Source organism: Dethiobacter alkaliphilus AHT 1, from assembly GCF_000174415.1.
Lineage (GTDB): Bacteria > Bacillota > Dethiobacteria > Dethiobacterales > Dethiobacteraceae > Dethiobacter > Dethiobacter alkaliphilus.
This window is the reverse complement of the sequence record NZ_ACJM01000006.1, coordinates 20,914-41,844: the sequence shown is the minus strand read 5'-3', so window position 1 is coordinate 41,844 and position 20,931 is coordinate 20,914. Positions and strand designations below refer to the sequence as shown.

The window sequence follows — 20,931 nt, the reverse complement described above, 5'->3', positions numbered from 1 at the left end:
GAGTGTAATGAGCCGTAAAGACATGGCAGTCACGTTAACCGAACATCTGGAAGAGGCCAGAAAGCGGCTGATAATTTGTGTAGTCTGCATTTTTGTGGCTACCGTAATGTCTTTTTCCCTGGTGGACTTGCTCCGCTGGATCCTGATTCGGCCTGCCGGGCATCTGGACTTGATTTTTGTCACGCCGCCGGAGGCGCTGATGGCCAATATCCGGCTGGCCTTTATCGCCGGGCTCATTTTGTCCATGCCCCTAATTCTTTATCAGCTACTGATGTTTGTAGTGCCCGGCCTCCATAAACAGGAAAAAAAGCTGCTTATCCCTGCCATCCTGGCCATGGTATTCTTTTTTGCTCTGGGCGTATCCTTTGCTTATTTTACGGTGTTTCCCTTTGCTATTCGCTTTTTCATGGGTTTTGCCAGTGATACGGTGACCCCTATGTTTACCATTTCCAACTATCTCACCTTTGCCACCAACTTCATTTTTGCTTTCGGCGTGGTTTTTCAGCTGCCCATTGTATTTTTTGTTTTTGGGGAGCCTGGGAATTGTGGGGGCGCCTTTTTTACGCAAATTCAGAAAGCATGCCCTGCTGGTGATTATTCTGCTCTCAGCCTTTCTGACCCCGCCGGATATTGTCTCCCAGATTATGCTGGCCGGCCCACTGATGGTTCTGTACGAATTGGGGATTTTCCTGGTGGTTGTAAGCCAGCGAAAGAAAAATACGGCAGAGAGCCGGTTATAAGCCTGGTTAAAAGCAAAGCCGCGCATTTTTTTGCGCGGCTTTGTGTTATAGTTTAAAGTTGGCGACAATCACGTTAAGTTCTTCAGCCATGGCCGCCAATTGGTTTGATGTGGCGGAGATTTCCTCCAGCACCGCGGTTTGCTCTTCTGTGCCGGCGGCTATTTCCTGTGCTGAGGCAGATTGTGCTTCCGCCTGCACCACAATGCGCTCTATTTGGCCTTTTACTTCGGCTGCGGCGCTGCGAATTTCTTCTAAGCGCTCCCCGGCGCGGGAGGCGCGGCTGGTGCCGGCCTCCACAATTTTGCCCGCATCGGCAATTTTAGTTACCGCGTTACCGGTCTTTGTCTGGATGTTTATAATCAGTTCGCCGATTTCCCCGGCGGCACTGCTGCTTTGCTCCGCAAGTTTTCTTACTTCTTCTGCCACCACTGCAAAACCGCGCCCCTGTTCACCGGCCCGGGCCGCTTCAATGGCGGCGTTTAAGGCCAGGAGGTTGGTCTGTTCGGCAATGTCTGTGATGGTCACCACAATGGAGCCGATTTGTTCCGAGGCGTTATTTAGCTGGTGGATGACGCTGTGTACTTCTCCGGTAGCCTGACTGATTTCCTCCATGGACCGGACGGCGTCCTGTACCGCTATTTCCCCTTCACTGGCTTGCTGCTCCATGGTTTGTCCCCGCTGAACCGCATCGGCGGAGGCGTGGACAATTTCCTGGGCCTTTTGTGCCACCTCCAGGTCCACGGTGGAGGCTACCTGCTGCATGGAGGCATTGCTCTCTTCCACAGAAGCGGAGAGTTCCTCGGAATGGGACGCCACATTTTGCGATGCTGCCAGCACCTGCTGCAGGATATTGCGTTGGCCGGAAATCATGGTGTTAACACTTTCGGCCAACCTGCCCACTTCATCCCGGCTCTGTACTTCAATGCTTTCGGTTAAATCACCTTTGCCGGCACGGTGGAGCACCTTGGAGACCCTGATGATGGGGGAGGTAATGCGGTTGGCAAAGAAGAATGCGGCCAGGGCGCCCAGCAGGATAAAGAGGAGGCCCAAAAGCAGTCCGGAATTACGAATGGCGATGCTGGCCGCCAGGTATTCGGTCTCTTCCATTTCCAAGATTAAGTACCAGTTTCCAACCGGTTCGGCAAAGAAAATATGCTCAGTGCCGTGCTCTGTGAAGTAACCGTTGGTAGCCTGACCGGTGCGAATCATATCTGCCAGCTGCTCCCGCATTTCTTCGGTGGCCAGCTCCAGCAGGTTTTCCCCCACCAGTTCCGGGTCGGAATGGTACATTATCTCTCCCCGGCGGTCGATCAGGGTGGCTTCACCTGTTTCGCCCACCGCCAGTTCAGCGGCAAAGTCTTCAATAAAGGTATCAAAATTAAGAACCACCGCCACCACCCCGGCAAAGCCGCCGGTCTCCCCTGTCAGCCTCTTGGCGTAGGGAATAACCCGGTTTTCTGTGGTGCGGGATACAATAACCTCATCCAGGAAATAATCCTGATTACCAAATGTGAGGCCGTGGAAATAGCCCCGGTCGCTTAAATCCATGCCCACAAGATTGCCGTATTCATCATCGGCCACCACAATCCCCCGGCGGTCCAGGAATAGAACTGTTTCGATGTCTTCCTGAGACTCTTCAAAGCCCGCAAAAAACTGCAAAAGTGCCTCCGGTTCCACAGGTTCTTCGCCGTTGGCAGCTGTTTGCCCCAATACTGCCTGCAGTTCCGGAGAAAGGGTAATGGCGTCTAGGGCACGCCGGGCACCGTCAATGCTGAGATTTATGGCGCCAGCGGTTTTTTCCACCAGGCTGCGCAGTTCGGTTTCTTTTTGTTCTTCCAGCGCCTGTCCGGAAAGCCGGACCGACATTAACTGCAAAACTGATACGGTAATAATAATAAGGATGCTGATGATTAGAAGAAGCTTCATTTTAAGGCTCATTTTCAATTGATTCCCCTCCTGTTGGGCTTTGAAACTACGACTATGTAAGAAAACTGTAATTGAATTCGACAGATATATGCAATATCCTCCTGTATTCCCCAATATTTCCTTAGGAATTCCTGTAGGATTAGAGGATGGGTGGACAAGTATGCAGGGCTTATCCAGGTTGACAAGCCCCGGTGTATTGGCTAGAATTAAAATGGAAAATAAGACTCCCGGCCGGCATTGGGGACGGGAGCTTTTTTGCACTGTAGAAGATTCAGGTTTTTGTACTGTAAAGGAGAGTGTTATTGTGCTGACCAAGGTGCCGCGGGGAACCCGCGACATACTGCCGGGAGATATAGAAACCTGGCAGTTTTTTGAAGAGAAAGTCAGGGAGCTGTGCCGGTTGTTTGGCTACAGCGAGATTCGCACCCCGATTTTTGAGCATACGGAACTTTTTCTGCGTGGAGTGGGTGAGGTTACAGATATTGTGGCCAAAGAGATGTACACCTTCACCGACCGGGGGGACAGGTCCCTTACACTGCGCCCGGAAGGGACCGCATCTGTGGCCCGGGCGTATGCGGAACATAAGCTGTACGGAGATGCCCAGCCCATCAAGGTTTATTACATAGGACCCATGTTTCGCTATGACCGGCCTCAGGCCGGGCGTTACCGTCAGTTTCATCAGTTTGGCGTGGAAGTGTTTGGCACAAGTGAACCGACGCTGGACGCAGAGGTCATGGCTCTATCTCTGGTATTCTTTCGCTCCCTGGGCCTGACGGAATTTACCCTGGAAATTAACAGTGTGGGCTGTCCACAGTGTCGGCGTGCATATCGGGACAAGCTGCAGGAAGAATTAAAAGAGAAGGTGGACGGACTTTGTCCCGACTGTGCCGACAGATATGACAAAAATCCGCTGCGTATTCTGGACTGTAAGAATAATAAGTGCCAGGACATCACCGGTGATGCTCCGCTGATGCTGGGCTCGCTCTGCGGCGAATGTGATGAGCATTTTACTGCGGTGCAGGAAGCCATGGACGCCCTTGGTGAGCAGTATGTGGTTAATCCCCGCCTGGTCCGCGGCCTGGATTATTACACCAAGACCGCTTTTGAGATTGTGTCCCCGGTGCTGGGAGCACAAAGCTCCATTGGCGGCGGCGGCCGTTATGACCAGCTGCTTTCCACCATTGGCGGCCCGGATGTGCCGGGTATCGGTTTTGCCATTGGCATAGAGCGGGTTCTTTTGGCCCTGGAGGCCGCCGGAACACTGCCTGAGGCCGGTGGGGTACTGGATGTGTATGTGGCCACAGCAGGAGCTGTGCCGGCTCCGGTGGCCCTTAGGTTGGCCATGGATTTGCGCGGTGCGGGCCTTGCTGCGGAAAAGGATTATCTGGGGCGCAGCCTGAAGGCGCAAATGAAGTATGCCGATAAGAAACAAGCAAAATTCCTGGTTATTCTGGGAGACGAAGAAATGCAGCGCGGGCAGGCTACCGTACGGGATATGAAAGACGGGTCACAGCAGGACGTGGCTTTGGCGGATCTTGTAGGGTACTTGGCCGGACAGGTTAAGGAGGCTAAATAGATGCAGTTTCGTGATATTTATTGTGGCGAAGTAAAAAAAGAGATGGTGGGCCAGACCGTAACCCTAAACGGCTGGGTACAGCGGCGGCGCGACCATGGTAAGCTGATATTTTTGGACCTGCGGGACCGCAGTGGCCTGGTTCAGGTGGTTTTTAACTTTGAGCAAAATGAAGAGATGTTTGCCCGGGCCGAAGAAATCCGAAGTGAGTTTGTGCTTACAGTGCGCGGACAGGTGGTAAACCGTTCCGAGGAAACCATTAATCCCAAACTCCCCACCGGGGAAATTGAAGTACAGGCCGAATCTCTGGAGATTTTAAATAAAGCAAAAACACCGCCCTTTTATATTGAGGACGGTGTGGATGTGGATGAGAATGTGAGGCTGAAATACCGCTATCTGGATTTGCGCCGGCCGGAGATGCAACAGAGCATGATTATGCGCCATAAGGTGAGCAAGCTGACCCGGGATTTTCTGGACGGGGAAGGGTTTTTGGAAGTGGAAACTCCCATGCTGACCCGCAGTACTCCGGAAGGGGCCCGGGACTATCTGGTGCCCAGCCGCGTTAACCCCGGCAGTTTTTATGCACTGCCCCAGTCGCCCCAGTTGTTTAAGCAGCTGATGATGGTAAGTGGTGCTGAGCGGTATTTCCAGATTGCCCGCTGTTTCCGCGACGAAGATTTGCGGGCGGACCGACAGCCGGAGTTTACCCAGATTGATATTGAGCTTTCCTTCTGTGACCAGGAGATGATTCTGGGCATGATGGAGGGGCTGATGGCCCACCTTTTTGAAGGTGTCCTGGATGAACAAATCCCCACTCCTTTTCCCCGTCTCTCTTACAGGGAAGCCATGGAACGCTATGGCAGCGACAAGCCGGATACCCGCTTTGGCATGGAGTTAAAGGATGTCTCCGGGCTCGTCTCAGATGTGGACTTTAAGGTCTTTAAGCAGGTGCTCTCCTCCGGTGGTGTGGTCAAAGGCATTAATGCCACCGGCTGTGGCGGTTTCAGCCGCCGGGAGTTGGATGAGCTTACCGCCTTTGTGGCCCAGTACGGTGCCAAGGGCCTGGCTTATATGTTTGTGGAAGAAGGCGGTGTCCGGTCCCCCATTGCCAAGTTCTTCAGTGAAGATGTGTTAAGTGAAATTGTTTCTGCAATGGACGGAAAACCGGGCGATTTGCTGCTGTTTGTGGCGGATAAGCTAGATGTGGCTTATCATGCCTTGGGTGCGCTGCGCCTGCATCTGGGTGAGCGCCTCGGCCTCATCGACAAAAGCAAGCGCAACTTCCTGTGGGTCGTGGATTTCCCGCTGTTGTTCTGGGATGAGGACGAGAAGCGCTATGTAGCCAACCATCACCCCTTCACCGCGCCGCGGGACGAGGATTTGGATAAGCTGGAGACCGAAGCGCAAAACGTTTTGGCCAAAGCGTACGATCTGGTGCTGGACGGCGTGGAAATTGGCGGCGGGTCGCTTAGGATTTACCGCCGTGAAATCCAGGAACAGATGTTTAAATTGCTGGGCTTTACCCCGGAGAGTGCCCGGGAGCAGTTTGGTTTCCTGATGGATGCCTTTGAATATGGCACACCACCCCATGGCGGCATTGCCTTTGGCCTGGACCGCCTGGTAATGCTCATGGCGGGTAAAGATTCCATTCGCGATGTAATTGCCTTCCCCAAAACCGCCAGTGCCAGCTGCCTGATGACCCAGGCGCCTTCTGAGGTGGATGCTCGTCAGCTAAAAGAGCTGCATATTGCTCTGGATGTGCCGCCTAAGGCCTAAGGGTTTACTTTGGCTACTTCCAGCCGGGAAACCAGATCATGAATGATGTTGGAACCGCGGGAAATCAAAAGGCCGGTCAGCAAATAATCCAGCAGCGGATAGATGGGGATAATGTTAAATGAAGCGAGAATACCGCTTCCGGTACTTACGCAGAGAATCATCCCCAAAAGGATGGCGGCGATCTTGCTGAGCTTACCCCGGATGGATGGAAATACCGACTTGATTATTTCTGTGGAAAATTCGACGATAATTGCAAGTACAAGAATGGTCGTTAATGCCTCCCAAGTCATTAATACACGCCCCTTTACTGTTTTACTCTAAGTTTATGGCGTATATTGCCTGCTTATGTGAATAACCTTGGCTTGCTAACGTCGAAAAAAATTGCTATAATGTTCGTGAAACAACAAATAATAAACACGAGCCCTACTATGTTTGTGTATTACCCTATAAAGTTTTGAGCTAACACTTTTGAAGAGGGAGTCTGGTCTCTGCTTGCGGCGCATATGCCTTAAATCCAAGGACATGTAAAGCAGGCAGGAGGACACCCACCTGTGGGGAGAGCAGTTCAAAACTGAGGGTCGCTCACGGCATGGTGGGGTATTATTTTTGTAAAGCTAAATATGCAATAGCTCTGAAAAGGCGCTTATCTCTGAATAAGTGCCTTTTTTATACCGGTCTGAAAAAATAACGCATCGCAGTTAGCGAAGCTGCAGCGGAGATCGGTATTGAGAAAGGCACGCGCAGTGGAAATCCAATGTGCGTGCCTTTCTTGCACTGGCCGGAAAATAAAAAGACGCTTCACATATGTGAAGCGGCATATGTAGCCAGTACTGAAAGGGCGCGTTTAAAGGAACTGAATTAGAGCGCCCTTTCTTGTTGTATTCAAAAAGCCTAAGCGGTATAATTGAAAGGTAAATGACTGTTGAGAGGTGTTTAGATTGCACGAAGAACGTCAGAATATAATTAACCGCTTAAATCGCATTGAAGGGCAGATTAAGGGAATTCGCAAAATGATAGAAGAAGAGAATTCCTGTGCGGAAGTAATGATGCAGATTGCAGCGGTAAAGGCTGCTGTAAACCGGGTTGGCACAGTAATGTTTGAAACCCATTTCCGCGACTGCCTGGAGAAGGCTATTGCTGAAGGGGAAGATCTGGATTTTGTGGATGATGTGATGAAAATGCTTTCTAAGTATATTAGCTAGCAGTTGAAGGAGGTACCCCAATGTCCATCCAAAAATCACTGCAAAAAATCATCAAGATGATCAAGGAGCGGGATACCAACCTGGAGGAGTTTTTTCAGAATCTCCATCCCAGCGACTTTGCGGAAATCGTGGACGACTTAACCGATGAGCAGAAAGCGGAGCTTTTTGATTTGCTCAGCGATGAAGAAGCGGCCATGGTTATTCAGGAAATGGAAGAGCTGGATCAGGTGGTTCTGTTTCAGCTGCTCACCAAAAAACGGGCTTCTGCTATATTAAAAGAGATGGCCTCCGACGATGCAGCGGACCTTTTGTCTGAGCTGCCGGAAAATGAAGCCAGGGAGCTTCTCACTCTCATTGATGAAGATGCCGAAGAGCTGCGCGGATTGATGAAGTACCCCGAAGATACCGCCGGCGGCATTATGACCACCGAATACATAGCCTTTCCTGAAAACATGACGGTGGAGGAAGCCATTCGCCGTTTGCGGGAAATTGCCCCGGAAGCGGAAACTGTCTATTATGTGTATGTGGTGACCGAGGAAATGCAGGTCAGCGGTGTATTATCGCTGCGGGAGTTGATTGCCTCGGCAGACGGTACCAAGCTTGCTGAAATTATGCGCAAAAGCCTAATCAGTGTGCCGGTGGATATGGACCAGGAAGAAGTGGCGCGCCTGGTCTCCAAGTATGACCTGCTGGCCGTACCGGTTGTGGACGAACGTCAGCGGTTGCTGGGTATTGTCACCGTTGACGATATTCTTGACGTTTTGGAAGAAGAGGCCACAGAAGACATGTACCGGCGCGTTGGTGCGGCGGAACTGGAAAGTGTGGATTTGGTCTCGGCGTCGGTTCCCAGTATCCTGGGGCGGCGCTTGCCCTGGCTGATTATTACGCTTATCGGCGGTTTATTTGTAGGTAGTGTGATTGCCGTATTTGAAGAAGCGCTGGAGGCCGTAGCTGCGCTGGTCTTTTTTATCCCAGTTATTATGGACATGGGGGGAAACGTTGCCACCCAGTCTTCCACCGTTTTTGTCCGCGGGGTAGCAACCGGGGAAATCAGTGTTGAAGAGCGGTGGGGGTATTTTATGCGGGAAATCAGAATCGGAGTTTTGATGGGTGTCATTTGCGGAAGCACGGTGGCTGTTGCCGCCAGTTTCTGGCAGGGAGATCCTATGTTGGGCTTGGTTGTGGGTATAGCAATGTCGGGTACGGTGACGGTGGCAGCTATTATCGGCACGCTGATTCCCCTGGTGTTTAGTCAGTTCGGGATTGACCCTGCTTATGCCTCCGGTCCTTTGGTAACCACCATCAAAGACGCTACCGGGCTTTTAATCTATTTTTCCATTGCCATCAGATTATTGCCCGAGCTCGTAAATCTTTGACGGTTGACAGAAGTGGTGAAAATGAGGATAATAGAATAGACGCAAAATACCCCGAGGAGGTATCTGATGGAGCAGGGAACCATGTCTCTCATGATCGCCTTTTTTGCCGGGGTTATTTCTTTTTTCTCGCCCTGTCAGCTGCCGCTCCTGCCTATTTATCTGGGTTTTCTGGCCGGCTCCATGACGGATGAGGATGGAAAGCCCCAGAAAAACAAGGCGTTTGTTAACAGTTTGAACTTTGTGGTTGGTTTTAGTGTGGTCTTTATTTTCCTTGGCCTTTTGGCCAGCTGGTTTGCCGCTTTTTTTGCCGCCCACCAGGTGACTCTGCAGCGGGTGGCGGGAGTACTGATAATTCTTTTCGGGCTGCATCTGGCCGGCATTTTATCTCCGTCTGTGCTGCAGCGGGAGAAAAGAATGCAGTACATGCCTAAGACCGCCGGGCCCGGCACAGCCATGCTGATGGGTGTAGCCTTTGGTGCCGGCTGGACGCCCTGTATCGGTCCGGTGTTAGGCTCCATTTTGGTTTATGCCGCCGCCACCGGTGCCGGCGTGTCGCTGTTGATTGCTTTTTCAGTGGGTATGGCCCTGCCTTTTCTGCTGGCGGCCCTGCTGGTGGAGCGGGTGGGCCGCTGGGTAGATCGCTTTGCCGTGTATCTGCCTAAGCTACAGCGAATTTTCGGTTTTATCCTGGTGCTCTTTGGCATCGCTGTATTTACCGGCATTCTGGCGCGTTTTGCCATTATTCTCTACTGACATCAAGGAGGAGCTATGAAAAAATATATTTTCGTTTTTGTGGCCATTGTTTTGTTGGGCGTTTCCATACCCGTATTAAGTCGGCTGCGGGCCGAAGGGCTGGCAGAAGGGAAGACCGCACCGGATTTTACTCTGCCTGTGTTAATGGAGGAGGAAACCATTTCTTTAACGGATATGCGGGGGCAGGTGGTTCTGGTAAACTTCTGGAGTGCAGCCTGTCCGCCCTGCCGCGAAGAAAAGCCTCGTATGCAGCGGGTGTATGAAGAACTTGGCGAAGAAGGGTTTACTATTCTGGCGGTAAATGTGAATGACATCCCCGGCATGGCAAAGTCCTACATTGATGAAAACAATTTCACCTTTCCGGTGCTAAAGGATGACGGAGAAGTAAGTGAGCTCTATGAAGTGGTGTTTATTCCCAAATCATTGCTAATTGACAGAGACGGGGTTGTCCGTCATGTTCAGGTGGGGGCAATGGAAGAAGATCAGCTGCGCAGCCTGGTGCAGGAGTGGCTTTAGTAATAATCTGCAGGTAGAAGGGAATTATAAGCCAAAAAATATAGAAAAATAAAGAAAAATTTTACCTTGTACACAAGGAAAAGTGTGGCGGGTAAAGAATATAACTTAATATAGGTACGTCTAACAGGTGTGTCGAATGGTAGGATAACAGAATACAACGGTTAAGGAGGCGGCTCATGGAGATGCTTGATGGTAAAATTGAGTTCCTTTGTCTGGGATGTGGCCTGCAAGGTATGTGTGACCCTGAACCCGATTCCGTTGGTGAGAGTGCTGTTTTGTGTCCGAAGTGCGGTGACCATTTAATGACGACTCTACATTTGGAAGTGAAGAAAGAACCGGTATTAGCAACTGTATAAGTTTTTTAAAAAGAAGACCCCGTGATGGGGTCTTTTTTTTGTGCAATTTGGGGACGGACCTTTTTTTGCAGTGCAATTTGGGGACGGACCTTTTTTTGCAGTAATGCAATTTATGGTCCGTCCTCGCAGAGGGTCCCCGTGTCCCACTTTCTGTAATAATTGTGTAATTTTTTTTGTCGATAGGAAGGAATATAGAAAAATGCGCAGAATTGTACCAAAAGTGGTTCAAAGTGGTGGGAAGTGGGGGGTGATGTCATGTTCATGGGTGAATACCAACATTCGGTGGATGGAAAGGGGCGGCTTATAATGCCGGCCAAGTTCCGTGAAGCGCTGGGTGAGCGGTTTGTTGTGACCCGTGGGCTTGATAACTGCCTCTTTGTTTATCCCATGGAAGAGTGGACCATCCTGGAGAAAAAATTAAAGGCACTGCCCTTTACCCGTTCAGATGCCCGGGCTTTTATGCGGTTCTTCTTTTCCGGCGCCGCTGAGTGCGAGCTGGACAAGCAGGGTAGGGTGCTGGTTCCAAACAACCTGCGGGATCATGCCAAGCTATTAAAAGATGCGGTGGTAATCGGCGTTTCCAACCGGGTTGAAATCTGGAGCCAGGAAGTTTGGGATTCATACAGTGAAGAAACCGGCCTTTCCTTTGAAAACATCGCTGAAAAAATTGAAGATATAGAGTTGTAAGCAGGTTGGGAATAATAGCAAATAACACTTATTTGAAGGATGTGTAATGATGCAATTTTCCCATGAACCGGTTCTTCTGCAGGAAACTTTGTCTGCGCTGGCCCCCCGGCCGGGTGAAGTTTTCGTGGATGGAACGGTGGGTGGCGGCGGCCACAGCAGGGCTATTCTGGAAAAAATTACGCCCCACGGCCGGCTGATTGCCATTGATCAGGACAAGAACGCTTTGGCGGCGGCTAAGGAAACTCTGGCGCCATGGCGGGAGCATGTAACGTTTGTACATAATAATTTTGCCAATCTACAGGATGTGCTGGAGTCTGAAGGGGTGCAGAAAGTGGACGGCATACTCCTTGACATCGGAGTGTCAAGCCATCAGTTGGATGAAGGGGAGAGAGGATTCTCCTTTAATACAGAGGCGCCGCTGGATATGCGTATGAACCGGGATAAAGGCGTGACGGCGGCGCAGTTGGTCAATGAACTGGATGCGGAGGAGTTGACCAGGATTCTGCGTGATTACGGAGAGGAATTATGGGCGCGGCGCATTGCGGAGTTTATGGTTGCCAGAAGAAAAAACCATGGCCCCATTGAAACCACGGGACAGTTGGTGGATGTAATTAAAGCGGCCATCCCCGCCAGGGCCCGACGCAGAGGTCCCCATCCGGCCCGCCGCACGTTTCAGGCCCTGCGCATTGCGGTAAACGATGAATTGGGTGTTTTGGAGCGCGCGGTAAACGACGGTATAGACTGTCTGAAGACAGGTGGGCGGTTGGCGGTAATTACGTTCCACTCTCTGGAGGACCGCATGGTGAAAAAAATCTTTCAGCACAGGGCGGCGGGTTGTCAGTGCCCCCCGGGGTTGCCTCAATGTGCTTGCGGCAATCAGGCACATGTGAAAATTCTGACAGGAAAGCCTGTTCAGGCTAAAGAGGACGAGCTGGAGAGAAATCCGCGGGCGCGCAGCGCAAAACTGCGGGCGGTGATTAAAGTTCTAAATGGGAGAGAGGGTGAATAGTGTTGTTAGTAGCAAAAAAAAGAGTTCCGCAACAATCTTTTTACGACCAACAGCGTGCCAGGCAAAAGGTGGCCAACAAAAAAATGACCAACCGGCGTTTGGCTGCCCGCAAACTTACTTTGATGGGGGCTGTGTTGTTGTGTGCTATGACGGCAATCGTCCTTGTAGCTCATTTTGCCTACGTAGTTGACGTAAATCACCAAATAAGTGCCAGAAAGCAGGAATTGGCTGCTTTACAGGATGAAAACAAGCATTTACAATTAGAGATAGCTTCATTGCGGTCGCCGCAGCGCCTGGAGCAGGCTGCTTTGGAAATCGGGTTGCAGTATCCCGGTGAGGACCAGTTCGTATATCTTACGGCAGGTGCTTCCGGAAACTAGTATACATAATGTTTGACTACATAAAATAGCGACATCAGTGTGGGAGGTTATCTTTTGCGCAGGAATACCGTATCTAATGTCACTGTGAAAAAAAGACTAATCTTCCTTTTCTTTTGTATGGTGCTGGCCATTGTGGCCCTTTTGCTGCGGCTGTTCTGGCTGCAGATTGTGGTGGCAGGCGAGCTTCAGGCAAAAGCATGGGATCAGTGGACGCGGGGTGATCCTGTCAGGGCACCGAGAGGCGATATTCTCGACCGAAATGAGCAGCTTTTGGCGGGGAGTGCCAGCTCGGTGTCTATTCTTGCTTATCCGGCCCAAATTGAGGATAAGGAAGAAGCGGCCCGGAAGCTGGCGCCGGTACTGGACATGGAGGAAGAAGCGGTGCTGGAGCGTCTGCAGCGGCAGAGCTCATCGGTTTATCTGAAAAGAAAAATGGATGAAGAAGATGTGTTGGAGATACGCAAGCTGGAAATACGGGGCATTCGCTTTTCGCTGGAGCCTAAGCGCTACTATCCCCATGAAAGGCTGGCCTCGCAGCTTTTGGGTTTTTCCGGCATTGATGAAGGATTAAGTGGTTTGGAGTACCGCTATGAAGAGGAGCTTAAGGGCCGGGACGGCCGGGCCGAGTTTCAGACCGACGGCCTGGGCCGCCAGATACCCCAGGGCGTGCAAACCTTTAATCCGCCCATAGACGGCCATGATTTGATTTTAACCGTGGACCAGAATATCCAGTTTATCATGGAACAGGAAATGGAGCGGGCCATGCTGGACTGGGAGCCTGAAGAGATTATAGCGGTAGCGGTTGATCCTAATACGGGTGGGATTCTGGGCATTGCCGGCAAGCCCGATTTCGACCCCAATAATTATGCAGATTACCCGCCGGAACAATGGCAGTTAACACCTGTTTCCAGTTCCATTGAACCCGGCTCCACCTTTAAGCTGGTTACCCTGGCTGCCGCCATTGAAGAGGGTGAATTCCATGCGGAAGAGGGTTTCTTCTGCAGCGGCTCCATGCAGGTGGCCGGCAGCACCATTGGCTGCTGGACCCGCAGCCGCGGCGGTCATGGCGCCATCAATTTTACCGAGGTGGTGTTAGGTTCCTGCAACCCCGGTTTCATTACTTTGGGCCAGCGGATAGGCTCCGAGAAACATATGCATTACCTGGAAGCATTTGGTTTTGGCCGGCGCACCGGTATTGATGTGATGGGCGAGGGCCTGGGAATTATGTTTACTCCCGAGCAGTTTGGCCCGGTGGAAGCGGCCACCACCTCCTTTGGGCAGGGTGTATCCGTAACGCCCATCCAACAGCTGATGGCGGTGGCGGCCATGATAAACGGCGGTTATTTGATGACCCCTTACGTGGTGGATGAAATCCGCGACAGCGAAGGGAATGTGGTGAGAAAAACCGAGCCGCAGGTTGTGCGCCGTGTTGTGTCTGAAGAAACATCGCAGGAAGTGCGGCGCATAATGGAGTTGGTTGTTACCGAGGGTAGCGGGATGAATGCCCATGTGGAGGGCTACCGTATCGGCGGAAAAACCGGTACGGCACAGAAAGTGGGTCCCGGCGGTGTATATATCTCCGGTGAGTATATTTTGTCATTTATCGGCTTTGTTCCCGCCGAAGATCCGCAAATTCTCCTCTACATTGCCGTGGATAATCCCCAGGGAGTGCCTCAGTGGGGTTCCCAGGTTTCGGCCCCGCTGTTTAAGCGGATGGCGGAGAGGATGCTTAAATACTTGAATATTCCGCCCACCGAGATGCCGGAGCATGAACCGCCTCAGGTGGTGGAGGTTCCCAATCTTACCGGACTGTCGGTGGAACAGGCCAGCGAAGTAATTGATACTTCCGGGCTAATGATGCGTTTTATCGGTAGCGGCAATGAAATTCTAAACCAGACGCCTAAGGCGGGCGCTCAGGTTCCGCTGCAGACCCAGGTGCTTGCCTATCTGGGTGGGCAGGACGTGGGAGATGAGGAAGTTATCGTTCCTGATTTAACTGGGAAAACTATGCGGGAAGCAGGGGAGATTCTGGGCTGGCTGGGCTTGCGCATGAACGGTAGCGGCTCAGGGGTGGCTGTGGGTCAACAGCCCGCCGCCGAAAGCCATGTTCCCCGCAACAGCGTTATTGATGTGGAGTTTGCAGCTCCCGGTGAAACTGGAGATACGGACTAGAAAAAGGGGCAGTGGCCTGCCCCCTTTTCGCGTATGAGACCAGGTTTGGTATTACTGTCTAACTTTTTAGTAGTTTACAGAATGTAGAGGCCATGGAAAGGGGAATACTAGCAGAATGAAAACTTTAGGGTCAATTACCGATGTGCTGCTGCATAAGAAGATATCAGGGTCCCCTGACCTGGAAATTTCGGGCATTGCCTACCATTCAGGAAAAGTCCGTCCGGGCGACCTGTTTTTCTGTCTACCGGGAACCCGTTCCCACGGCAGGCGGTATGTGGAGGAAGCGGTGGCCGCCGGAGCCGTTGCTGTGGTAAGTGATATGGCCGAGCTGGAGACATCGGCCACTGTGGTGACGGTGCCGGATGTCCGCATGGCGCTGGCGCTTGTTTCCGCCTGTTTTTATGATTATCCCTCCCGTGAGTTGGCCATGATTGGGGTTACCGGCACAAACGGTAAAACCACCACCACTTACCTGATTGACGCACTTCTGCAGAACAGCGGTGCCGCAACGGGCTTGTTGGGCACGGTACGCTACCATATTCGCGGGGAAGAATTCCCTTCCTTGGCCACCACCCCGGAGGCCAGTGAGCTGCAGGCAATTTTGCGGCGTATGAAAGATGAAGGCGTAACATATACCACCATGGAAGTTTCTTCCCATGCTCTGGCCTGGCACCGCACCATTGGCTGTGACTTTGACACGGTGGTGCTGACTAATATTACCGAAGACCATTTGGATTTTCATCAAACCTTTGACCATTATCTGGCCAGCAAAAGTAAGCTGTTTTCCTGGCAGGGTTCGTTCCCTCTGAAGGGGGGAAGGCCGCGCCGGGCCGTAATTAACGGTGATGACAAGCACTGGCAGCACTTTGCGGACCAGACGCCCGGGGAAGTTATGCTTTACGGATTATCTAACCATTGCCATGTGCGGGCAAATGATGTTAAAGTGGAGCGGGACGCCGTTAATTTCAGGCTGGAGACTCCTGTGGGTGGTACAGAAATTACCCTTAAGATGACCGGTCTGTTTTCTGTCTATAATTCACTGGCGGCAATTTCTGTGGGCCTGTTGGAGGGGATTGATCTGGCCCGCATTAAGGCGGTTATGGAGAGTGTAGCGGGGGTCCCGGGACGTTTTGAGCTGGTGGATGCAGGGCAGAACTTTACCGTTATTGTGGATTATGCTCATACTCCCGACGGTCTGGAGAATGTGTTGCAGGCGGCCCGTGAATTTGCTCCGGCCCGGGTGCTGACGGTGTTTGGCTGTGGCGGGGACCGTGACCGGACCAAGCGCCCTCTGATGGGTGAAGCCGCAGGAAAATACAGCGATTATTGCATTGTGACCTCGGATAATCCGCGCAGTGAGGATCCGGAAAAAATCATTGACGAGATTCTTCCCGGGTTGGAAAACCAAATTGATAAATCGGCCTATGAAATTGAGCCGGACCGCAAAGCTGCTATCCGGCGCGCCATGGAATTGGCGCAAAAAGACGATGTGGTGATTATCACCGGCAAAGGTCATGAAACAACACAGGTTTTTCGTGACCATACCATTACCTTTGACGACCGGCAGATTGCCGGTGAACTGATCCGGAGGCGGTTAAAGCAGGATGGAGATGACATTACGTGAGATTTCCGAAGCGGTGGGCGGTAAGTTGCCCGCTGCCGGCGATCTGGATAAAAAAATAGGCAGGGTAAGTATTGATTCCCGTGATATCGGCCCCGGTGACTTTTTTGTGCCCCTGGCCGGAGAGCACACCGACGGGCATAGATTTATTGCTGCTGCTGCCGAAAAAGGGGCAGCGGGCTGTTTTGCCGCTTTCTCCAAGAATGTTACTCATCCAGAGGGCATGACGGTTATCAGCGTGGAGGATCCGGAGCAGGCGCTACAGGATCTCTCGGCCTTTTATCGCCGGAAATTTCAGTTGCCGGTGGTGGCGGTGACCGGTTCGGTGGGCAAAACCACCACCAAAGACATGATTGCCGCAGCACTCTCCCCTGAGCTGAAGACGTTAAAAACAGAGGGCAACCTCAATAACCATCTGGGTGTGCCTTTGATGCTGACCCGGCTGGATTCCACGTATGAAGCTGCGGTGCTGGAGATGGGGATGAGCGGGTATGGCGAAATTGATCTCTTGGCCAAACTGGCCCTGCCCACTGTGGCGGTAATTACCAATATCGGAGAATCCCATTTGGAAATGTTGGGCAGCAGGGAAGGAATTGCCCGGGCCAAATGCGAACTGCTTGGCCATCTTGCAGCCGACGGTGTGGCGGTGGTTAACGCAGACGAGCCGCTTTTGGTGCCGCATATCAAAGGTCTGGGTTGTCGGGTGATTACCTTTGGTTTTGACGAACATGCCACCGTGCGCTGTACAGACATTATAAATGATGAGGCGGGTAAGCGCGCCATTATTGAGCAGGAGGGATTTGCACCGCTGGAAGTGGTGCCGCCGCTTCCCGGCCGCCACAATATTTACAACCTGATGGCGGCGCTGGCGGTGGGCCGGCTGCTGGGAGTAGACGACAGTGTATTGACAGAAGGGTTTTCCCGGGTTCGCTTAAGCGGAATGCGGCTGGAGACAGTCACCACACCGGCCGGTATTCAGGTGATAAACGATGCTTACAATGCCAGTCCCACTGCGGTGTCGGCGGCGTTTGATGTATTGGCGGAATTGGCCAAAGATGCGGCACGTTTTGCTGTTTTGGGAGATATGTTGGAGTTGGGCGACTGGGAGGAAGAAGGACACCGCCAAACCGGCAGACAGGTGGCCCGGCATAATTTGTCCGGCCTTTTGGTGCTGGGAGAGCGGGCACAGCTGATTGCCGACGGCGCAGTGGCCGCCGGTTATCCGCCGCAGAGGGTGTACCGTTGTGAAAGCCATGCCCAGGCGGCGCAAGTTATTGCAAAGATTGCCCGTGCCGGTGACTGGGTACTTTTAAAAGGGTCGCGGGGAATGCGCATGGAAGATGTCTTGGCTGTATTGTTGGAGGGGAAAAAATGAATCAGGCGTTGTTTCAAACCGCATTAATTGCTTTTGTGGCCGGTATTATTTTAGGGCCGCTGTTTATTAATATGTTTCGCCGGTTGCAGCTGGGGCAGCAAATCCGGGAAGACGGGCCCCGCAAGCACCTGAAAAAAGCGGGGACGCCCACCATGGGCGGCGTTGTCTTCCTGTTGGCTATTGTGCCTGCCCTGATTTTGTTTGCTCCGGCGGGAATGCCTCTGTATCTGGCTTTGATTCTTACCCTGGGCAACGGCCTGGTGGGTTTTATTGATGACTATCTTAAGGTAATCCGTAAACAATCCCTGGGCTTAAAGGCTCGCAGTAAGCTGTTGGGACAGCTATTGACGGTGGTGGTTTTTTACCTGTTATGGCAGGGATTGGGGGAAAGTACCGCTTTGTCCGTCCCCTTCACCGACTTCTACGTGGAATTGGGGGCCTGGTATCTGCCTTTTCTGATCTTTTTTGTCATCGGCACCACCAATGCGGTTAACCTCACCGACGGTATTGACGGATTGGCCTCCGGCACTGCAATTTTGGCCTTATTCTCTTATACTATTCTGGCCACCGTTATGGGTCTTGCCGGCCTGGCCCAGTTTGGCGCAGCGATGATCGGGGCTGTTTTTGCATTCTTAATTTATAATTTTCACCCGGCGCGCGTCTTTATGGGCGATGTGGGTTCGCTGGCCCTGGGAGGGGCTTTGGCAGCCATGGCAATATTAACTAAAGCTGAACTGTACCTGGTCATCATTGGCGGCGTCTTTGTGATAGAAACGCTGTCGGTGATTATTCAGGTGATTGTCTTTAAACTGACGGGCAACAGGGTGTTTCGCATGAGCCCCCTGCATCACCATTATGAGTTGGGCGGGCACAGTGAATGGCGGGTAGTCACCGGCTTTTGGGGCCTGGGCTTTCTCTTTGCCGTCATCGGCCTGCTGCAGTTAGGCGCTTTGTAGAAAGAAAGGGAGAATATTTTCAATGGACCTGATGGGAAAACAGGTGGTGATCATCGGTCTGGCCCGCAGCGGCCTGGCAGCAGCACAGTTGGTGTCCAGGGAAGGGGCCGGCGTACTGCTAAATGATCGCAAACCTGTGGCGGAAATGGCCGCTGAACTACAAAAACACAATATCGAGGTGCCCCACCTGGTGGGCGGCGGGCACCCTGCTGAGATGATTACACCGGATGTGGCACTGGTCATAAAGAATCCGGGAGTCCCCATGGACCTGGAGCCCATACAGAAGGCTCTTGAGCTGGGAATTCCGGTGGTAACCGAGGTGGAAGTGGCCGCCGGGTTTCTTTCTGTGCCCATGGTGGCCATTACCGGAACCAACGGAAAAACCACCACCACAGCGTTGACCGGGGAGATTTTTCAGGCCGCAGGCAAGAAAACGGCGGTGGCGGGTAACATTGGCCTGCCCCTTTCTGCGGTGGCGGTGGAAGATACAAAGTATGAAGCGGTGGTGGCGGAGTTAAGCAGTTTTCAGCTGGAAGCTACCATAGATTTCCGGCCGCAAATATCGGCCATCTTGAATCTCACACCGGACCATATGGACCGCCACAAAACCATGGAAGCTTATGTGGAAGCCAAGGAAAAGATTTTTGCTAACCAGAAAGCCTCGGACGTGACGGTTTTAAACGCCGATGATCCCAGGACTTATGCTCTGCGGGGGCGCCCTCGGTGCCGGGTATACTTATTTAGCCGCCGCCGTCAAGTGGAGCGCGGCGCCTTTGTGCGCAACGGCCATGTGGTGGTGCGGGACGGAGAAAATGAAGAGACGGTCTGTGGGGTTGATGAAATCCGTATCCCCGGTGCTCATAATCTGGAAAATGCTCTGGCCGCAGCTCTTTTGGCCTGGCTTGGCGGGGTGGCGGTGGAAGTTATTGCCAAGACTCTCAAAAATTTTCCCGGAGTTTCTCATCGTCTTGAGCATGTACGCGAGTTTGGCGGCGTAACTTATATAAATGACTCCAAAGGCACCAATTCCGATGCGGCCATCAAAGCGCTGGAAGCGTTTGCCGCGCCTAAATTACTCATTGCCGGCGGCTACGACAAGGGTGGAGATTTTTCTTCCTTTGCTGCGGCCATTAAGAAACATGCGCGCTATGTGGTGCTGTTGGGAGAAGTGGCCGGCAGACTGGCTCAGGCGTTGGATGAAGTGGATTATCATGCGTACTCAACTGCAGATTCATTGGAAGATGCGGTGAAAATTGCGTCGGACACGGCACAAAGCGGTGAGGTGGTCCTGTTGTCACCGGGATGTGCCTCCTGGGATATGTTTGAGGATTTCGAACAACGGGGCAACACGTTCAAAGAGGCAGTCTGGGAACTGGGGAGGGCTTAGTTTGGCCGTGAAGGGGAACCGGAATCTGAAAAAGAATGAGGCGGACTTCATTGTGTTGTTTGCCACCATGACTTTGCTGGCCATTGGCCTGGTGATGGTTTTCAGTGCCAGCTGGTATATGGTCAGCTCCAGTCGGGGGGACGTATACTTTCATTTACGCCGCCAGGCATTCTGGGCAGTTTTGGGTTTGGGTGGCCTGATTTTCTTTAGCAATTACAGCTACTGGAAGCTAAAGCGCTGGATTAATCTGTCGTTACTACTAAGCGTAATTTTGCTGCTGGCCGTGTTTATCCCGGGAGTGGGCATGGAAATTTACGGCGCGCGCCGCTGGATCGGGGTTGGCGGTCTAACCGCTCAGCCTTCTGATTTGGCTAAAGTTGCGCTGATATTGTTTGCTGCCGCTTATCTGTCCCGCAAGGATATTCAGATAAAAGATTTCTTCCGGGGGGCTTTTCCCGTTTTGGCCATTACCGGATTCTTTTTTCTGTTGATTTTGCGACAACCGGATTTAGGGACGGCGGTGGCCATGGCCGCCGCGGTGATGGTAGTGGTTTTTGTGGCGGGTATGCCCTTAAAGCAGATGGCCGCCATCGGCGCAGTGGCTCTGCCCGCCGGTTTTTATCTGATGGCCAGCGAGCCCTACCGGTTGCGGCGCCTCTTGTCCTTTCGCGATCCGTGGGCCGATCCGCTGGACACCGGTTACCAAATTATTCAGTCTCTCTATGCTTTGGGGCCGGGAGGTCTTTTTGGAGTGGGACTTGGCCATGGACGTCAGAAAATGTTTTATCTGCCGGAGCCTCACAGCGATTTTATTTTTGCTGTCATCGGTGAGGAATTGGGCTTTATAGGTACCGCCAGTGTGGTAATCCTTTTTGCCCTGCTTTTGTGGCGCGGTTTTAAGATTGCCCTGATGGCGCCAGATTCATTCGGTAGCTTACTGGCCACCGGGATTACCGCCATGATTGGGATCCAGGCGTTAATGAATATCGGGGTTGTCACCGGTTCTATTCCGGTGACCGGGATTAACCTGCCCCTGATCAGTGCGGGCGGTTCCTCACTTTTGTTTACCATGTGCAGTATTGGGGTGCTTTTGAACATTTCCAAGTATACAAAAACTTAGGCGGGG

The 20,931-nt window shown here is 52.2% G+C and carries 19 protein-coding genes and 1 other RNA gene; 18 read left to right on the top strand and 2 right to left on the bottom strand.

The window, feature by feature from the left end:
- Positions 1–7: 7 nt before the first annotated feature.
- Positions 8–796, top strand: a complete 789-nt coding sequence (gene tatC / locus DEALDRAFT_RS06735; protein WP_008516060.1) for a twin-arginine translocase subunit TatC — start codon at positions 8–10, stop codon at positions 794–796.
- Here the strand turns inward: tatC and DEALDRAFT_RS06730 are convergent.
- The gene (locus tag DEALDRAFT_RS06730) at positions 786–2,678 is read right to left on the bottom strand and encodes a methyl-accepting chemotaxis protein (RefSeq protein WP_243441145.1); all 1,893 of its coding nucleotides are present in this window, start codon (positions 2,676–2,678) and stop codon (positions 786–788) included. The genes tatC and DEALDRAFT_RS06730 overlap by 11 nt on opposite strands.
- 292 nt (positions 2,679–2,970) lie before the next feature.
- Here DEALDRAFT_RS06730 and hisS point away from each other — a divergent pair, with 292 nt between their 5' ends.
- Both hisS and aspS read left to right on the top strand, forming a co-directional pair.
- Entirely contained in the window at positions 2,971–4,242 is a 1,272-nt protein-coding gene (gene hisS, locus DEALDRAFT_RS06725) for a histidine--tRNA ligase (protein WP_040378676.1), read from the top strand.
- The gene (gene aspS / locus DEALDRAFT_RS06720; RefSeq protein WP_008516054.1) at positions 4,243–6,015 is read left to right on the top strand and encodes an aspartate--tRNA ligase; all 1,773 of its coding nucleotides are present in this window, start codon (positions 4,243–4,245) and stop codon (positions 6,013–6,015) included. It begins immediately after the preceding gene.
- Here the strand turns inward: aspS and DEALDRAFT_RS06715 are convergent.
- Positions 6,012–6,305 (bottom strand): hypothetical protein, encoded by a 294-nt coding sequence (locus tag DEALDRAFT_RS06715; RefSeq protein WP_008516053.1) that lies wholly within the window; start codon positions 6,303–6,305, stop codon positions 6,012–6,014. The genes aspS and DEALDRAFT_RS06715 overlap by 4 nt on opposite strands.
- 127 nt (positions 6,306–6,432) lie before the next feature.
- Here DEALDRAFT_RS06715 and ssrS point away from each other — a divergent pair.
- The 15 genes from ssrS (at position 6,433) to spoVE (ending at position 20,925) form a co-directional block, all read left to right on the top strand.
- Positions 6,433–6,618, top strand: a non-coding RNA gene (gene ssrS / locus DEALDRAFT_RS16440) — 6S RNA.
- A 335-nt stretch (positions 6,619–6,953) separates the two neighbouring features.
- Complete coding sequence (locus tag DEALDRAFT_RS06710; RefSeq protein WP_008516051.1) at positions 6,954–7,217, top strand: metal-sensitive transcriptional regulator; 264 nt, start codon at positions 6,954–6,956, stop codon at positions 7,215–7,217.
- A gap of 20 nt (positions 7,218–7,237) precedes the next feature.
- Positions 7,238–8,593: a magnesium transporter gene (mgtE, locus tag DEALDRAFT_RS06705; protein ID WP_008516050.1), complete on the top strand. Its 1,356-nt coding sequence runs from the start codon at positions 7,238–7,240 to the stop codon at positions 8,591–8,593.
- Between the two features lie 66 nt (positions 8,594–8,659).
- Positions 8,660–9,346, top strand: a complete 687-nt coding sequence (locus tag DEALDRAFT_RS06700) for a cytochrome c biogenesis CcdA family protein (RefSeq protein ID WP_008516048.1) — start codon at positions 8,660–8,662, stop codon at positions 9,344–9,346.
- A gap of 15 nt (positions 9,347–9,361) precedes the next feature.
- Positions 9,362–9,862 carry a peroxiredoxin family protein gene (locus tag DEALDRAFT_RS06695; RefSeq protein WP_008516046.1) on the top strand — a complete coding sequence of 167 codons (501 nt, stop codon included), beginning with the start codon at positions 9,362–9,364 and terminating at the stop codon, positions 9,860–9,862.
- Positions 9,863–10,038: 176 nt separating this feature from the next.
- A complete protein-coding gene (locus DEALDRAFT_RS06690) occupies positions 10,039–10,218 on the top strand; it encodes a hypothetical protein (RefSeq protein ID WP_008516044.1) in 180 nt (59 codons plus the stop codon).
- Between the two features lie 255 nt (positions 10,219–10,473).
- On the top strand, positions 10,474–10,905 hold the full coding sequence (gene mraZ / locus DEALDRAFT_RS06685; RefSeq protein WP_008516042.1) for a division/cell wall cluster transcriptional repressor MraZ: 432 nt from the start codon (positions 10,474–10,476) through the stop codon (positions 10,903–10,905).
- Positions 10,906–10,951: 46 nt separating this feature from the next.
- Positions 10,952–11,914, top strand: coding sequence for a 16S rRNA (cytosine(1402)-N(4))-methyltransferase RsmH (gene rsmH, locus DEALDRAFT_RS06680; RefSeq protein WP_008516040.1), 963 nt, complete (start codon positions 10,952–10,954; stop codon positions 11,912–11,914).
- Positions 11,914–12,294: a septum formation initiator family protein gene (locus tag DEALDRAFT_RS06675; protein ID WP_040378638.1), complete on the top strand. Its 381-nt coding sequence runs from the start codon at positions 11,914–11,916 to the stop codon at positions 12,292–12,294. The genes rsmH and DEALDRAFT_RS06675 overlap by 1 nt, the downstream gene beginning before the upstream one ends.
- 54 nt (positions 12,295–12,348) lie before the next feature.
- Complete coding sequence (locus DEALDRAFT_RS06670; RefSeq protein WP_008516037.1) at positions 12,349–14,466, top strand: PASTA domain-containing penicillin-binding protein; 2,118 nt, start codon at positions 12,349–12,351, stop codon at positions 14,464–14,466.
- A gap of 115 nt (positions 14,467–14,581) precedes the next feature.
- Positions 14,582–16,090, top strand: coding sequence for a UDP-N-acetylmuramoyl-L-alanyl-D-glutamate--2,6-diaminopimelate ligase (locus tag DEALDRAFT_RS06665; protein WP_008516036.1), 1,509 nt, complete (start codon positions 14,582–14,584; stop codon positions 16,088–16,090).
- Positions 16,071–17,462, top strand: coding sequence for a UDP-N-acetylmuramoyl-tripeptide--D-alanyl-D-alanine ligase (locus tag DEALDRAFT_RS06660; RefSeq protein WP_040378636.1), 1,392 nt, complete (start codon positions 16,071–16,073; stop codon positions 17,460–17,462). The genes DEALDRAFT_RS06665 and DEALDRAFT_RS06660 overlap by 20 nt, the downstream gene beginning before the upstream one ends.
- Entirely contained in the window at positions 17,459–18,418 is a 960-nt protein-coding gene (mraY, locus tag DEALDRAFT_RS06655) for a phospho-N-acetylmuramoyl-pentapeptide-transferase (protein WP_008516031.1), read from the top strand. Before DEALDRAFT_RS06660 ends, mraY begins: the two co-directional genes overlap by 4 nt.
- A gap of 22 nt (positions 18,419–18,440) precedes the next feature.
- A complete protein-coding gene (murD, locus tag DEALDRAFT_RS06650) occupies positions 18,441–19,805 on the top strand; it encodes a UDP-N-acetylmuramoyl-L-alanine--D-glutamate ligase (protein WP_008516030.1) in 1,365 nt (454 codons plus the stop codon).
- Between the two features lies 1 nt (position 19,806).
- Positions 19,807–20,925, top strand: a complete 1,119-nt coding sequence (gene spoVE / locus DEALDRAFT_RS06645; RefSeq protein WP_008516028.1) for a stage V sporulation protein E — start codon at positions 19,807–19,809, stop codon at positions 20,923–20,925.
- Positions 20,926–20,931: the final 6 nt, after the last annotated feature.

Excerpts from the sequence above, each read along its gene's own strand:
- tatC (WP_008516060.1), top strand. The coding sequence starts at position 8 with ATGAGCCGTAAAGACATGGCAGTCACGTTAACCGAACATCTGGAAGAG.
- DEALDRAFT_RS06730 (WP_243441145.1), bottom strand. The coding sequence starts at position 2,678 with ATGAGCCTTAAAATGAAGCTTCTTCTAATCATCAGCATCCTTATTATT.
- aspS (WP_008516054.1), top strand. The coding sequence starts at position 4,243 with ATGCAGTTTCGTGATATTTATTGTGGCGAAGTAAAAAAAGAGATGGTG.
- DEALDRAFT_RS06715 (WP_008516053.1), bottom strand. The coding sequence starts at position 6,305 with ATGACTTGGGAGGCATTAACGACCATTCTTGTACTTGCAATTATCGTC.
- mgtE (WP_008516050.1), top strand. The coding sequence starts at position 7,238 with ATGTCCATCCAAAAATCACTGCAAAAAATCATCAAGATGATCAAGGAG.
- DEALDRAFT_RS06700 (WP_008516048.1), top strand. The coding sequence starts at position 8,660 with ATGGAGCAGGGAACCATGTCTCTCATGATCGCCTTTTTTGCCGGGGTT.
- DEALDRAFT_RS06695 (WP_008516046.1), top strand. The coding sequence starts at position 9,362 with ATGAAAAAATATATTTTCGTTTTTGTGGCCATTGTTTTGTTGGGCGTT.
- DEALDRAFT_RS06690 (WP_008516044.1), top strand. The coding sequence starts at position 10,039 with ATGGAGATGCTTGATGGTAAAATTGAGTTCCTTTGTCTGGGATGTGGC.
- mraZ (WP_008516042.1), top strand. The coding sequence starts at position 10,474 with ATGTTCATGGGTGAATACCAACATTCGGTGGATGGAAAGGGGCGGCTT.
- rsmH (WP_008516040.1), top strand. The coding sequence starts at position 10,952 with ATGATGCAATTTTCCCATGAACCGGTTCTTCTGCAGGAAACTTTGTCT.
- DEALDRAFT_RS06665 (WP_008516036.1), top strand. The coding sequence starts at position 14,582 with ATGAAAACTTTAGGGTCAATTACCGATGTGCTGCTGCATAAGAAGATA.
- DEALDRAFT_RS06660 (WP_040378636.1), top strand. The coding sequence starts at position 16,071 with ATGGAGATGACATTACGTGAGATTTCCGAAGCGGTGGGCGGTAAGTTG.
- mraY (WP_008516031.1), top strand. The coding sequence starts at position 17,459 with ATGAATCAGGCGTTGTTTCAAACCGCATTAATTGCTTTTGTGGCCGGT.
- murD (WP_008516030.1), top strand. The coding sequence starts at position 18,441 with ATGGACCTGATGGGAAAACAGGTGGTGATCATCGGTCTGGCCCGCAGC.